This is a genomic window from Vibrio sp. B4-6 (genome assembly GCF_963888245.1).
GTDB lineage: Bacteria > Pseudomonadota > Gammaproteobacteria > Enterobacterales > Vibrionaceae > Vibrio > Vibrio anguillarum.
The window spans coordinates 110,521-124,580 of sequence record NZ_CAWPIM010000066.1; the positions used below are offsets into that span (position 1 = coordinate 110,521).

Annotated in this window: 14 protein-coding genes; 5 read left to right on the top strand and 9 right to left on the bottom strand. The window is 45.8% G+C overall.

Annotated elements, in window-relative coordinates; genetic code table 11:
• Positions 1–17: 17 nt before the first annotated feature.
• Positions 18–1,352 (top strand): MFS transporter, encoded by a 1,335-nt coding sequence (locus tag AACV20_RS14730; RefSeq protein WP_094132344.1) that lies wholly within the window; start codon positions 18–20, stop codon positions 1,350–1,352.
• Positions 1,353–1,398: 46 nt separating this feature from the next.
• On the opposite strand, the gene AACV20_RS14735 is transcribed toward AACV20_RS14730, so the two are convergent.
• Positions 1,399–1,785, bottom strand: coding sequence for a cytochrome b562 (locus tag AACV20_RS14735; RefSeq protein WP_013868020.1), 387 nt, complete (start codon positions 1,783–1,785; stop codon positions 1,399–1,401).
• Between the two features lie 98 nt (positions 1,786–1,883).
• Positions 1,884–2,627, bottom strand: coding sequence for a phosphatase (locus AACV20_RS14740; protein WP_017048481.1), 744 nt, complete (start codon positions 2,625–2,627; stop codon positions 1,884–1,886).
• A 189-nt stretch (positions 2,628–2,816) separates the two neighbouring features.
• Here AACV20_RS14740 and AACV20_RS14745 point away from each other — a divergent pair, with 189 nt between their 5' ends.
• A complete protein-coding gene (locus AACV20_RS14745) occupies positions 2,817–5,693 on the top strand; it encodes an HD domain-containing phosphohydrolase (protein WP_306685490.1) in 2,877 nt (958 codons plus the stop codon).
• Here the strand turns inward: AACV20_RS14745 and trmY are convergent.
• The 7 genes from trmY to AACV20_RS14780 all read right to left on the bottom strand — a co-directional run bounded on the left by trmY (position 5,690) and on the right by AACV20_RS14780 (position 11,359).
• Positions 5,690–6,289: a tRNA (pseudouridine(54)-N(1))-methyltransferase TrmY gene (gene trmY / locus AACV20_RS14750; RefSeq protein ID WP_170907552.1), complete on the bottom strand. Its 600-nt coding sequence runs from the start codon at positions 6,287–6,289 to the stop codon at positions 5,690–5,692. The two genes, AACV20_RS14745 and trmY, sit on opposite strands and share 4 nt — an antisense overlap.
• A 79-nt stretch (positions 6,290–6,368) precedes the next feature.
• Positions 6,369–7,601: an organoarsenical effux MFS transporter ArsJ gene (gene arsJ, locus AACV20_RS14755; protein ID WP_170900310.1), complete on the bottom strand. Its 1,233-nt coding sequence runs from the start codon at positions 7,599–7,601 to the stop codon at positions 6,369–6,371.
• 42 nt (positions 7,602–7,643) lie between these two features.
• Positions 7,644–8,141: a cyclin-dependent kinase inhibitor 3 family protein gene (locus AACV20_RS14760; RefSeq protein WP_094147403.1), complete on the bottom strand. Its 498-nt coding sequence runs from the start codon at positions 8,139–8,141 to the stop codon at positions 7,644–7,646.
• A gap of 12 nt (positions 8,142–8,153) precedes the next feature.
• Positions 8,154–9,155, bottom strand: a complete 1,002-nt coding sequence (locus AACV20_RS14765) for an ArsJ-associated glyceraldehyde-3-phosphate dehydrogenase (protein ID WP_170907553.1) — start codon at positions 9,153–9,155, stop codon at positions 8,154–8,156.
• A gap of 21 nt (positions 9,156–9,176) precedes the next feature.
• On the bottom strand, positions 9,177–9,518 hold the full coding sequence (locus AACV20_RS14770) for a metalloregulator ArsR/SmtB family transcription factor (protein ID WP_013868027.1): 342 nt from the start codon (positions 9,516–9,518) through the stop codon (positions 9,177–9,179).
• 368 nt (positions 9,519–9,886) lie between these two features.
• Positions 9,887–10,945 (bottom strand): ACR3 family arsenite efflux transporter, encoded by a 1,059-nt coding sequence (arsB, locus tag AACV20_RS14775; RefSeq protein ID WP_170907554.1) that lies wholly within the window; start codon positions 10,943–10,945, stop codon positions 9,887–9,889.
• A gap of 84 nt (positions 10,946–11,029) precedes the next feature.
• A complete protein-coding gene (locus AACV20_RS14780) occupies positions 11,030–11,359 on the bottom strand; it encodes a metalloregulator ArsR/SmtB family transcription factor (protein WP_170907555.1) in 330 nt (109 codons plus the stop codon).
• A gap of 50 nt (positions 11,360–11,409) precedes the next feature.
• Between AACV20_RS14780 and AACV20_RS14785 the strand changes: the two genes are divergently transcribed.
• The 3 genes from AACV20_RS14785 to AACV20_RS14795 all read left to right on the top strand — a co-directional run bounded on the left by AACV20_RS14785 (position 11,410) and on the right by AACV20_RS14795 (position 14,003).
• Positions 11,410–11,541, top strand: coding sequence for a hypothetical protein (locus AACV20_RS14785; RefSeq protein WP_272870258.1), 132 nt, complete (start codon positions 11,410–11,412; stop codon positions 11,539–11,541).
• A 112-nt stretch (positions 11,542–11,653) separates the two neighbouring features.
• Entirely contained in the window at positions 11,654–13,144 is a 1,491-nt protein-coding gene (locus AACV20_RS14790; protein WP_013868030.1) for a SulP family inorganic anion transporter, read from the top strand.
• A gap of 10 nt (positions 13,145–13,154) precedes the next feature.
• Positions 13,155–14,003, top strand: a complete 849-nt coding sequence (locus AACV20_RS14795; RefSeq protein WP_088733490.1) for a universal stress protein — start codon at positions 13,155–13,157, stop codon at positions 14,001–14,003.
• The last annotated feature ends 57 nt before the right edge of the window (positions 14,004–14,060 follow it).

The following is a 14,060-nucleotide window of genomic DNA, read 5'->3' on the forward strand; positions in this document are numbered from 1 at the left end:
GTGGAATATAAAGCACTATGATAAATTTTCTACGCTCTCAACCACCGAAACCGCTTCTTGCATCAGCGCAGGAGGTTAACCAGCAGTACCGTTATTGGCGCTTTCACATCATGATGGCGATGTATGTCGGTTATGCGCTTTTCTACTTCACGCGTAAAAGTTTGAATTACGCCATGCCCGCGATGATTGCTGACCTCGGTTTAGATAAGAGTGATATTGGCATCATGGGCACGTTGTTTTACATCACCTATGGTATCTCAAAATTTCTGTCTGGGATTTTGTCGGACCGCTCCAACCCGCGCTATTTTATGGGCCTAGGGTTAATGGCAACGGGTTTTATCAATATTCTGTTTGGCTTTTCAAGCTCAATCAGTATGTTCATCTTACTCTGGGTGCTCAATGCTTGGTTCCAAGGTTGGGGATGGCCTTCTTGCTCTAAACTCCTGACAACTTGGTATTCGCGCTCTGAACGTGGTTTTTGGTGGGCGTTATGGAATACCGCTCATAACGTGGGGGGCGCGTTGATCCCATTACTGGTTGGCTTTCTCACTTTCCATTTTAGTTGGCGCGAAGGTTTTATTGTACCGGGCTGTTTAGCCGTTATTGGTGGGGTTTTCTTATGTTGGCGATTGCGTGATAAACCAATGACCCAAGGTTTACCCAGCGTTGGTCAATGGCGTAATGACGCCCTTGAACTGGCGCAAGAAAATGAAGGCCTCGGCCTTAGCACTAAACAGATCTTGCACACATATGTGTTAGGAAATAAGTACATTTGGTTACTCGCCTTGAGCTATGTACTGGTCTACATAGTGCGTACTGCCATCAATGATTGGGGAAATATCTACCTTACCGAGCAACAAGGCTATGATTTGATCACGGCTAATGGCGCGCTTTCGCTGTTTGAAGTTGGTGGGTTTATTGGATCGTTAGTCGCAGGCTGGGGTTCAGACAAACTGTTTGGCGGCAACCGTGGGCCAATGAATCTGATTTTTTCAATGGGCATTTTTCTTTCGGTGGCAGCGCTGTGGCTGATGCCGTTAACGGGGTTTGTATTCCAAGCCGCTGGCTTTTTTACGATTGGCTTTTTTGTCTTTGGCCCACAAATGTTAATTGGTATGGCCGCCGCGGAGTGTTCTCACAAAGATTCGGCTGGCGCAGCAACTGGGTTTGTGGGGTTATTTGCGTATATGGGCGCAGCGCTCGCCGGTTACCCGTTAGCCATTATTGTCGAGCAATTCGAATGGCGAGGCTTTTTTGTCACCATTTCTGTTTGCGCCGCTGTGATCGGCTTACTACTGCTGCCTTTCTTACAAGCTCAGTTTTCAGGCAGCGACCACCCCACGAACCATTGAACGTTATAACCAATCCAACGTTATCGTGAGGGGGCCACAAAGCTGATTAACCAAATAAGCGCTTCCAGATACTTGGGTTACGCTGCTCGTGGTATTCAACACGCAGTTCGTCTACCGTCCGCAGCGTTTGTTGAGCTTGCTCTAAATTTCCTTGCTCAAGATCCACTTCGATTTTGTCTAATGCCACTGAAAGCTTATTAAACCCTTCTAAATAGAGATCTTGCTTCTCCGGTGGATAATTTCCTCGTTTTGACTCTTCAACCAACTGACTTAATCTCTCAATGGGTGCTTGCATTGTTTCAACGCTGGTCGCTTCTGCCGCTTGTTTAAATTCAAGCTTCATTTGTTTCATGTTCTGTTTTAAGTCAACATTAGCCGCCGACACGCTAGCCGCAAATAATGCGCAAGCTGTTAATATCATTATTTTTTTCATAATTATTTCTTTTTATTCTGGCAAGAAGTGCCAAGTTTAATGGATCTCAAGATAAAAGAGGGACAAATTTTTGTCATTTTTTATGACCTCTTTACGGCTTATAGTGTTTGATATTCTGCGATCGCTTTTCGCCCGCGCAGTACTAAAAAGGCCAGAAACTGCTCGACACTGTGCGTAATCACTTTCTCAGCAGCAATACCAACGTTCTCAAGCAGTTCACTGGCCAGTTGAAGTTGGCCGATATCTTGACAAAAATGGGCATCGCTGCCAGTGGTAACATAAGCACCATGCGCTTTCGCCACCTTAGCAATTTCATAACAGCGATCGACACTCCCTACCCTGCTGTGTCCTTTTAAGGTGCTGTTATTAATTTCTATCGCAACGTGATGCTGGGCGGCGCAGGCGATCACCTCATCAAAATCAAAATCGAAATTAGGGTTACCTAAGTGCCCTAGCGCATCCACTCGTCCACCTTTAATCACATTGATTAACGCTTCGGTATGCGCCGCTTTATCGGCAGGCTGAAATACGGGCTCATGAAAACTGGCGATCACCCAATCTAAGTTTTGGTCAACCGAAGGGTGAACATCAATCTCGCCAGCACGATTCATGATGTTGGACTCAATGCCTCGGATAATGGCAACACCGTCTAAAAAGCGCGGCAAAATACGTTGATTGGAGAAGAACCAATAATGCGGCGCTCCAGGCATCGACTGCGCATGATCGGTTGTGCAAAACATTGCTAATCCATTTTCTTTAGCTGAACGCGCGTTTTCAATGAGCGTGCTGTAAGCGTGACCACTTGCATAAGTGTGGGTATGAGTATCAACGACAAGATTCATTTTAATTATTCCATTCCAACAGCGATGCTTCAGTGTAACAGCCTCGCTGATGGCACTTCAATCTAAGGGCGATATATTCACCATATCGACACTTTTTGACCGGATGAAAACACACCGATGTGAAATGGTTTTTTGCAACTTACCCACATTGAACAATACTTAGCAATGTCATCCAATTCGGAGTTGGTTATGAAACGACGTCGTTACTCACTGAGCATTCACATTACGAGTCTCTTTTTAGTGCTCGCCATGGTGATCGGCATTGTATTGATTGGCATAAGTTATCACCATAGTCAGCAACTACTGACGGTAAGTGCACAAGGATTAAGTAGCGAAAACAGCAAAAAACTGGAATCAGCATTTAAACAAAGTGCCGCACCTATCTTGACTACGCTCGATTTTTTAGCTTTTAGTAACGTAATTGATCAACCGGATAAAGTCATCTCGGACCCACGCCAACTCGCCACCGTTTGGCTGACCTTCCAACGTAATCCACAGTTGGTCGCGCTCTATTATTGTGACGAAGCTGGAGCTTGTACTACATTTCGCTCGCTGAGCTTTGATAAAGCCAAACAGCGTTTTGATGCCCCCGCGCAAGCTCAGCTATTGGCCCATTACACTCAAGTTGATGGCACTAACCGCTTTATCTATTTAGACCAGAACCTTGAAAGCCTGCTCGACAAACAAGATAACAATAATAAATTTGATCCTCGCGTGCGTCCTTGGTTTACCTCGGCAAGTCAAGATGGCGCGATACGCTTAACGGAACCTTATTTCTTTTTCTTCCTACAAACGAGCGGCGTCACACTGTCACGTAGATCGGCCGATGGAAAGAGTGTGCTTGGCGCCGATTTCACGCTTGACTCACTGTCAAAACAGATGAGTACGATGGGTTTTTCTGACAGTGCTCAGCTCATTTTGTTCGATAATCAATTTAGACCACTCGCCCAACACAATACTAAGTTCGAGCTACAACAAGATCCCTCACAGATTGCACAGCAGCTACAGCAAAGTACTTTTGCACCAATATTGAATCGGGTCAGCAGCCAAACTTTGTATGAAACGGTCAATATGAATGGCACAACGTGGTCGGTGACGTTAACGCCGGTACTTTTAAACGACAATGTACGCTTGTTGCTAGCAGAAGCGGTACCGCAAGACGATTTGATCGCAGATTTGCTCTCGATGCGAGATCAGCAGATTTTTGTCGCGTTAATCATGCTCGCTATCGCTTTTGCAGTAGTTGGTTTTGTGGCGCAAAGGCTCGCCAGCCCTTTAGGTAACCTAGTGCAATTGACCGACAACATCACGCGCTTTGAATTTAAAAAGACACGCTACCCAAAAAGCCGGATCCGCGAAGTTGCCAATTTAACCCAATCGATAGAGCTCATGGAGCATACACTGCACGACTTGCTGCGACTATTACGCGAAACCGCCAGCAACCAAGAATTCGGTGTGTTAGCCAAAACGATTACCCATCAAAGCTATTTGATCACTCGAGCTGAAACTATTTTGCTCTACACTTATGCCAACGAAAATAACCAATTTATCACCGCAGCAAACCACGCCATCATTCCCTTTAAGCTTGATATCAACCAGTTGTCTCAAGAGATGCCGTGGCTACTTTCTGAACTGCGCAAAGGCCAAACGGTTCACTTATCTAAAACCGATAATTCGATGCGTAAACATAAAGATGAGCTGTATAATTCTGATCTTTATCTTTTCCCACTGCTCAACCGAGACAAGCAGTTAGTTGGCGTATTAAACCTAGGCTACGAACGGGCCATCACTCCCGATCAGCAAGACAAACATGCATTTTTACGAGAGCTGCTCAGTTTTGCCGAAATCGCTAAAGACAATATCGACAAAATGCAACGGCAAAAGGAGATGCTCAACTCGTTTATTGAATTAATCGCATCAGCCATTGATACCAAATCCCCTTACACGGGCGGCCATTGTCAGCGAGTTCCTGAATTAACCAAAATGATCACTAAAGCGGCGGAAAACGATCGCACCTATTTCCCACAATTTTCCATGACCAATGAAGAGTGGGAAGAGCTCACTCTCGCCGCTTGGTTGCATGATTGTGGAAAAGTGACCACGCCTGAATATGTGATTGATAAAGCGACCAAATTAGAAACGATCTACGACAGAATTCACGAAATTAGAATGCGTTTTGAGCTGCTCAAATGTCAAGCTGAAACGGACTACTGGCAAGGTGTTGCGCAGGGCAAGAACGAGCCAGATCTCAAGCAGCAGTTGCTGACGAACCAACAAATCCTCGATGAGGAATTTGCTTTCGTCGCGCAGTGTAATATTGGCAGTGAGTTTATGAGCGATGATGACCTTTCCCGCTTAGAGCGAATTGCGCAAAGAGAGTGGAAACGGACCTTAGATGATCAACTCGGTACTTCTTGGATAGAGAACCAACGTGCAGGAGAGTCAAAACCATTGCCCACTATGGAGCGCTTGCTTGATGATAAACCCGTACATCAGTTGCACTGGGTGAACGGTTGCCGTCCACAAGATCTGTGGCAAGAAAACTTTATTTTACAACCGGGAGAACTGCGCTATAACCGAGGTGAGCTCTATAATTTGTCCATTCGCCGTGGCACGCTCACTAACGAAGAACGCTTCATGATTAATGATCACATTGTGCAAACCATCATGATGCTCAAGCGGCTACCTTATCCTGAACATATGAAAAACGTTCCTGATATTGCGGGAAGCCACCATGAACGAATGGATGGCGCGGGTTATCCAAGAGGTTTAAATGAAGAGCAGCTTTCCATCCCCGCTCGAGTGATGGCAATAGCCGATGTGTTTGAAGCACTGACCTCTAGCGATCGCCCCTATAAAAAGGCCAAAACGCTCAGCGAATCGATCGCGATCATGACCACCATGGCCACCACAGGCCATATTGATCCGAAGCTTTACTTACTCTTTTTAGAAAAAGAGATTTATCAAGACTATGCGGATCGGTTTTTACACTCCGATCAGCACAGCCCAATTGATAAAGAAGCACAGATAAAAAAAGTAAAAATGAGTTTGAAGAAGACTTTTTAAAGACCGCGAATATCTAACTCATTCTGGATCAGCACAATGCACTGCGAGGCAAACAGCATTCGAGGCCCAAGGCTGATTTTCTGTGTATTAAGGCGCTTTAAACTGTTCCAACTTTTTTTCGGCATCGGGATGTGGTCAGTAAGTAAAAAGCAGCTGTCGTCAGAAAATTGATGCTCACGGACACTTTCGCCTTTTTTATCCAGTAAATACAAATGGTAACTATCCGAAAGGCGCTGCACCAACTTTTCAAAACTGATCGTTTCAACCGTGAGCCCTTGCTCGGCCTCTCGGGTTTGCTCTTTGCCCATACCCACAGAAACATCTAAAGCGAGGCCTATTTTGGTCAGCAAGGCTTGCTCGTGAAAGCCACCGATATTGTGCAACTGGCTCGACTCAAAGCATAAAGTCCGCGAGAAATCTTGCGTACTTTCCAGCACTAAGTAGACCACCACGTCATCACGATGCGACTGCGCAGTAAAAATAGCGTTCATGAGTACGTGGGCCAAAATTTCGGTGTGGGCTTCTTGCCCAACAGAGGCTAAAAAAGTCTGTTTATCCGTGGAAGCGGCGCGGGCCCTTACAACAAAAGCTCTCATGTGACTGACTCAATTCATTCAATAAAGCACGGACTCTATCACAATCTCCATCTACTGGAATAGTGATCTGCTGGTGAAGCTACGGTTCGCTCGTCAACACAGCTTTGCTTTTCGGGAGCCCCAATGAAATGAGAGTGGTCAGCAGCAGAAAACCAAACGAAACCCACAAACACGCCGCTAATCCCCAAAGTTGGAAAACCCACCCGGAAAGCACGGTACCGATTAAACGCCCCATCGCGTTTGCCATGTAGTAAAAACCAACATCAAGCGATACACCATCCCCCTTGGCATAGCTCACGATCAAATAGGAATGCAGCGATGAGTTAATCGCAAAGACCGCGCCGAAAAGCAGTAACCCCGCGATGATCACGACTTCCGGATGCCACTGCGCTTGAATGCTGTAGGCGATCAAACCGGTAATCAGCGCCAATAGCGCCGCCCAACCGAGCGCAGAGTGCCCATCTGGCACTTGGTCTGAAGCACTGCCCGTTATTTTAGGAGCAAACCCTTGGATCACGCCGTAGCCAATCACCCATAAGGCTAAAAAGCCGCCCACGGCACTGTGATCCCAACCAAAAACGCTGCCCAGATAAATGGGTAAGGCAATCACAAACCAAACGTCTCGCGCGCCAAATAAAAATAGGCGAGCCGCCGATAAAATATTCACGCTGCGCGATTTGGAGAAAATCTCTGAAAATTTCGGTTTGGTTTTGGCTTTGCCAATATCGGCTTGCAAGCTAAGCAAACTGCCGATAAAAACCAACAGCAATACCGCCGCCATAGCCGCTACCGCATATTGAAAGCCGATCCAAGAGAGCAAGACGCCACCGAGAAAAAAGCCGGCCCCTTTTAGAGCGTTTTTTGAACCCGTAAGAATGGCTATCCACTTGTAGAGTGCCCCTTGTGCATTTTCAGGGACTAATGTTTTGATCGCACTTTTTGCACTCATTTTATTGAGATCTTTGGCGATGCCCGATAACGCCTGCGCCGCCATCACCCAAGGAATGGTTAACCATGCAGCAGGTACAGCAAGCATCAAGAGCGCGAATATTTGCATGCCAAGGCCAATATTCATGGTGCGATTCAGCCCTAAACGCGCACCAAGCCAACCGCCAATCAGGTTAGTGACCACGCCAAAAAATTCATAAAAGAGAAACAAAGACGCAATCGCTAAGGTCGAATAACCCAAATCATAAAAATACAACACCACCAACATGCGCAGCGCGCCGTCAGTGACGGTAAAATTCCAATAATTAAAAGTCACTAGCATGTACTGGCGAACGTTTTGGTTGAGCTGAGACAGCATAATCACTCTCTTTGCAAAAGAGCCGCCTAAGGCAGCTCTTTGGGACTGTTATTGATTAACAAATTGTTTGATGTACTCAACTTGTACATCTTTGGTAAACGCACCCGGCCTTAATGATTGAACTTGAGTAATAATGTTTTGCAGTTCCCAACCTTTCTCCAGCAATAAATGAGCAGCAAGTAAACCAGTACGACCCGATCCACCCATGCAATGCATGGCAATCTTATCTCCCTTGGCAAGCGCCTGATGAAGTGACGGGGAGATACTTTGCCAATGCGTTTGAAACTGATGGTCGGGCGCGCAATCATCTTCAATTGGGGCGTGAAACCATTGCAGCCCCGCTTGCTCAACCACTTTAGGCAAGTCGCCAACGCCTTTCTCTTGCATCTCTTCGTGACTTAGAGCCGTCACCACAACGGTAACACCTTGAGATCTCAGTTGTTCAATACTCTCAACCAGAGGAAGATCTTTTGTCCCCGGGCAAGGCGTCAATACCAAACCAGCGCTGTTTTCTGCAACAGGCAGTTCCCATGTAGGATGTGTCATTTCTTTGCTCCTTTATGCCAAACCGACTTTGCGTACTAATTCTGCGGTACGCGTTGCGTAACCCATTTCGTTATCATACCAAGCGTAAATTTTCACCATGCGCTTGCCCACCACCATGGTCGAGAGTGCGTCGACAATCGTTGAGCGTTGATCGCCTTTGTAATCAATCGACACTAGTGGGCGCGCTTCAAAACCGAGAATGCCTTTGAGCTCATTTTCTGAAGCGGCTTTCAGTAGCGCGTTGACTTCTTCCGCGCTGGTATCGCGTTTCACATCAAAAATAATGTCGGTTAACGAGGCATTGGCTAGCGGCACACGCACCGCGTGACCGTTAATTTTGTCTTTCAGATCGGGGAAGATTTCCACAATCGCTGTCGCAGAACCGGTTGTGGTCGGGATAAGGCTCATACCACACGCGCGAGCGCGGCGTAGATCTTTATGCGGTGCATCCAAAATGGTTTGCGTGTTGGTCAAGTCGTGAATGGTCGTAAACGATGAGTGTTCAATACCCAGTTGCTCATGAATCACTTTGACGATAGGCGCAATGCAGTTGGTGGTGCAAGAAGCGGCCGTAACAATCTGATGTATTTGTGGATCAAAGATGTGGTCATTGACCCCAACCACGATATTGGCAATCCCCGCTTCTTTTACCGGAGCCGATACCACCACGCGTTTGACACCTTGTGCTAAATACTGATTCAAAAGCTCAGACTTGCGGTGTTTTCCCGTGGCTTCGATGACCACATCACAACCAGACCAATCGACATCACTGATCGCCTTTTGTTGTGAAGTGCGAATCGCTTTGCCAGTAATGACCATCGCTTGCTCATTGGCACTCACTTCGTGATGCCAACGGCCTTGTATTGAATCAAATTCGAGTAAATGAGCCAAGGTCGCCGCGTCACCCGCAACGTCGTTAATTTGCACAAATTCGATCTCTGGCCAATCAAATGACGCCCTTAATGCTAAACGACCAATGCGGCCAAATCCGTTAATTCCGACTTTAATCGACATCTTTATTTCCTTTTATCCCTTCTAAACACAGCATTCTGGGCGAGATTCCATCTCTGCCAGCCTTTGCATATCTTGTTGGTATTCTTTTTTCAGGCAGTTGGATTCCACCAGCCCTTGAATTTGTTTTTTCATCCATCCGGGTAGTTGGTCCGATAATCGATAAAACACCCATTGGCCTTGCCTTGTATCAACCACCACGCCACTGGAACGAAGTAGAGCCAGATGGCGAGAAATTTTCGGTTGGCTCTCATTTAACGCTTGTGTCAACTCGCCGACACACACTCGTTGCTCACGTGCAATCATGAGTAAACAGCGCACCCGCGTTTCATCGGACAGCAATTTAAAAAACTGATGAGGTAGCATTTTACTTATCTCTGCATATGCGGATATGCACATGTATTATATAAAAAGAAATCGCTGTCAATAGAAAAGCTACCGCTAAATAAAAGTTACCGCTGACTTTAGAGAACAATGCTAAAGCGAGCAGTAAAATAGCTGATGGTATGTTGCAGGGCTTTTGTGGCATTTTGATTACAATCGATTTCCCAATAGATCTATTTTTGATACGTCCATCATACCCCGATGCATCACAACATTGGGATCAAGAGTTCGTGCGTAGCAGAACATAGATGACGTTTCTAACTCATTCACAAACATTTCACATTTTCAAAACAGTCTACGGTTATGAAATTTAATGAGAAAAATATCCTGAAGTTCGGACTCAGAGAGCGCTAGTATTTCTTTTTCATACGCAGCGCGACGTTGACCAAAGCAATCAACACCGGCACTTCAACCAAGGGCCCAATCACACCCGCAAATGCTTGATCGGAATTTAAACCGAACACGGCAATGGAGACCGCAATCGCCAGTTCAAAGTTGTTGCCTGATGAGGTAAAAGCAATTGAGGCATTTTGATCGTAAGGAATGCCCAGTTTTTTACCAATGAAAAAGCTGACAAAAAACATCACTAAGAAATAAATCACTAAAGGGATGGCAACGCGTATTACATCCATCGGCAGCTCAATGATCATCTCGCCTTTCAGGCTGAACATCAAAACTATCGTCGCTAGTAGTGCCACCAGCGTAATCGGTGAAATACGCGGAATAAACTCCTCGTTGTACCATTGCTCACCTTTCGCGGCCACCAACCATTTGCGACTTAAAAAGCCAGCTAAAAATGGGATACCGAGATAAATCAGCACACTTTCTGCGATATCGAGAATGGTAATATCAACCACAAAGCTCTCGAGCCCAAAATACGGCGGCAAAACAGTAATAAATAGCCACGCCATAAAACTGTAAGTGACAATTTGAAATGCACTGTTGAGCGCCACCAACGCTGCGCCGTACTCTTTGTTCCCACCGCTGATATCATTCCACACCAATACCATCGCGATGCAACGCGCCAGACCAATTAAGATCAGTCCGACCATATAACCGGGATAATCGCGTAAGAAAATGATCGCCAATGCAAACATCAAGATAGGCCCGATAATCCAGTTCATCACTAAAGAGAGTGTGATGGCGCGTTTATCACGAGTCACTTCACCTAGTAGGCCGTAATTCACTTTTGCCAGCGGTGGATACATCATCAAAATCAAACCGATCGCCAGCGGAATATTGGTCGAACCGACCGACATGCTCTCATTCCACTGCGCCACTTGCGGAAAGAAGACACCGATCGCTACCCCGAGCCCCATAGCAAGGAAAATCCACAAGGTTAGATAGCGATCGAGAAAACTCATTTTTTCGGCTGCAGAGGCTTCTGCGCAGACAGGTAATTCACTCATACATCACATCTCTCGGTCAGTCTAAAAAGGGAGCCGCACACAACTTTCTACTTACAGCCATGGCGAAATAGCAACGCTAAAATTTCATTCATTTTGACAAGATGGGTGAGCAATGCGCGTTAGCTCTTGCGCAATCAATGCGGTATTGTGGCTCAGCGTGATGTCCAATATCTGCACCATCCAACTTTCCAGCTCAGGATTGATTTGGTAGTACACCCACTTACCGCGCCGTTCATCAATCACTAGCTCATTTTTTCTCAGTTCAGCTAAATGACGAGACACTTTTGGCTGACTTAATTGCAACGCATTCATTAAATCACACACACACAACAGCCCTTTGTGCTTCATCAGCAGCAAGGATTTGAGCCTCGTTTCTTCAGACAAGGATTTATAAAAAGATAAACTGCGGCACATAAACAATACATATGGAATATCGAATGTGTTTTAGTGTAAGGATCAAAAGAGTGGAAGTCAAACACCAGAACTACCCTCGCGCACAACGGGCGACGCTTGAAAAGCAGCGTGATAACGGGAGAAATGATTACTGCAATACAAATAACGATCGTTTGGTTGACCTATACCACATCAATGATTAGGATCACATTTTAAAAATCAACTAAGAGACGTTGCGAATGCTGCTTACGCCGCCCTAGATTGATCTTTACCTCTCACAACTCACCTTTTTATTTCATTTTTTAGAGATCAAGTATGCTACAAAATATTAAGCGCGATTGGTTTTCCAATGTGCGAGGGGATGTTCTAGCTGGCACTGTCGTTGCGTTAGCATTAGTTCCTGAGGCAATAGCCTTTTCTATCATCGCAGGTGTAGACCCTAAAATCGGCCTTTACGCTTCATTCAGTATTGCCGTGATCATTTCAATTGTCGGTGGACGACCCGGCATGATCTCAGCAGCCACTGGAGCAATGGCGTTATTGATGGTCACTTTAGTCAAAGAGCATGGCTTACAATATCTACTGGCAGCCACTGTTTTGACCGGGGTTCTACAAATACTGGCCGGTTACCTCAAACTGGGCGATTTGATGCGTTTTGTATCACGTTCGGTCGTGACGGGGTTTGTTAACGCGCTGGCGATTCTGATTTTTATGGCGCAATTACCAGAGCTGACCAATGTAACATGGCACGTTTACGCCATGACACTCGGTGGGCTGGCGATTATCTACCTATTCCCCTACGTTCCTGTGATTGGCAAATTGCTACCTTCGCCATTAGTGTGCATTATCGCCTTAACTCTGATTGCTATCAGCTTTGGCATTGATATTCGCACTGTGGGCGATATGGGTGAATTACCAGATACTTTACCGATATTTTTATGGCCAGATGTTCCGCTCAACCTTGAAACCTTATGGATTATATTTCCTTATTCAGCCGGATTGGCCGTTGTCGGTTTATTAGAATCAATGATGACAGCAACCATTGTTGACGATTTAACCGATACCAGCAGTGATAAAAATCGCGAATGTAAAGGCCAAGGTATCGCCAATATTGCCACTGGCTTTCTTGGCGGCATGGCCGGTTGTGCGATGATTGGTCAATCGATCATCAACATTAAATCCGGCGGACGCGGCAGGCTCTCTACTTTTTGCGCCGGTATTCTACTGATCATCATGGTGGTGTTTTTAAGTGATTGGCTCAAGCTCATCCCGATGGCGGCTTTAGTCGCGGTAATGATCATGGTTTCCATTGGGACCTTCTCTTGGAGTTCGGTAAAGGATCTCAAAACTCACCCACTTTCTACCAGCATCGTGATGATCGCGACCGTCGTTGTTGTGGTTGCAACCCATAACTTAGCGATCGGTGTCGGTGTCGGCGTGCTGCTTGCTTCTCTCTTCTTTGCTAACAAAATTGGCCGCTTCATGGTGGTTAAAAGTGAACTCTCTGAAAATGGAGAAGAGCGTACCTATCGTGTTGTTGGGCAAGTCTTCTTTGCTTCGTCAGATCAATTTATGAACGCGTTTGACTTCAAAGAGGTCTTAGAGCGTGTCACTATCGACCTCTCTGCAGCGCACTTTTGGGATATTACTTCGGTTTCTTCGCTAGATCGTGCTGTTATCAAATTCCGACGCGAAGGGACCGATGTAAACATCATCGGTATGAATGAAGCAACAGCAACGATTGTCGATAAATTCGGCGTGCATGGTAAGCCAGAAGAAGTTGAAAAGCTGATGGGCGGACATTAAGGAACAGATTATGACCAATATTATTGCTTGCATCGATGGATCGATTTATTCACAGTCGGTCGCCAATTTAAGCGTGTGGGCCGCCAAAAGCTTACAAGCACCGTTAACCTTACTGCACGTACTTGATAAAGCGGCCAATCAAACCGAAAGTGAGTTATCTGGTAACATCGGTTTAGGCAGCCGAGAACAGCTATTGAAAGAGCTTATTGAACTAGACGAAAAGCGTTCTAAACTGGCCTTAAGGCACGGTAAAGCGTTACTCAATGAGCTAGAAACCAAAGCTCATGAACAAGGTTTACAAGATGTGCGTAAACTGCAAAAGCACGGCAACCTGTTAGAAACTTTGCTTGATCTTGAAAACGAAATTCGTGTATTGGTGGTCGGTAAATCAGGTGAAGTGCACCAAAACGACGCCATGGCTGTTGGATCTCAATTAGAGAGTATCGTGCGTACAATGAAGTCGCACACCTTAGTGGCAACGGGTGATTTTACGCCACCACAAAGCTATCTATTAGCCTTTGATGGCAGTGAAATTAGCCAGAAATTAGTGGATAAAGCGATTAAAACACCGCTGCTAAAAGGGCTGGAGTGCCATTTGGTGATGGTGGAAGATAACCACGATAAAGCGAGCGCGTTTAAAGCTGCCGCCGAGAAATTATGTGCGAACGGTATTCACGTTGTGGAAGCGTGCTTATCTGGCGAAGTTCATAAGGCGATTCTTCAGTACCAACAACAAAACCAACTTGGCATGATCGTCATGGGCGCGTTTGGACACTCTAAACTTCGTCAGTTTTTTGTTGGCAGTAACACCACTCGGCTCTTAGCCGAATCAAGCGTACCGATGCTATTGATACGATAATAATTGATAAATTAACCATATAGATAAAGCCTTCTTCGGAAGGCTTTTATTATAAAA

Coding starts and splice junctions, on each gene's coding strand:
- AACV20_RS14765 (WP_170907553.1), bottom strand. CDS start 9,155: ATGTCGATTAAAGTCGGAATTAACGGATTTGGCCGCATTGGTCGTTTA.
- AACV20_RS14770 (WP_013868027.1), bottom strand. CDS start 9,518: ATGCTACCTCATCAGTTTTTTAAATTGCTGTCCGATGAAACGCGGGTG.
- AACV20_RS14780 (WP_170907555.1), bottom strand. CDS start 11,359: ATGTGCCGCAGTTTATCTTTTTATAAATCCTTGTCTGAAGAAACGAGG.
- AACV20_RS14760 (WP_094147403.1), bottom strand. CDS start 8,141: ATGACACATCCTACATGGGAACTGCCTGTTGCAGAAAACAGCGCTGGT.
- arsB (WP_170907554.1), bottom strand. CDS start 10,945: ATGAGTGAATTACCTGTCTGCGCAGAAGCCTCTGCAGCCGAAAAAATG.
- AACV20_RS14740 (WP_017048481.1), bottom strand. CDS start 2,627: ATGAATCTTGTCGTTGATACTCATACCCACACTTATGCAAGTGGTCAC.
- AACV20_RS14735 (WP_013868020.1), bottom strand. CDS start 1,785: ATGAAAAAAATAATGATATTAACAGCTTGCGCATTATTTGCGGCTAGC.
- AACV20_RS14745 (WP_306685490.1), top strand. CDS start 2,817: ATGAAACGACGTCGTTACTCACTGAGCATTCACATTACGAGTCTCTTT.
- AACV20_RS14730 (WP_094132344.1), top strand. CDS start 18: ATGATAAATTTTCTACGCTCTCAACCACCGAAACCGCTTCTTGCATCA.
- AACV20_RS14790 (WP_013868030.1), top strand. CDS start 11,654: ATGCTACAAAATATTAAGCGCGATTGGTTTTCCAATGTGCGAGGGGAT.
- AACV20_RS14795 (WP_088733490.1), top strand. CDS start 13,155: ATGACCAATATTATTGCTTGCATCGATGGATCGATTTATTCACAGTCG.
- trmY (WP_170907552.1), bottom strand. CDS start 6,289: ATGAGAGCTTTTGTTGTAAGGGCCCGCGCCGCTTCCACGGATAAACAG.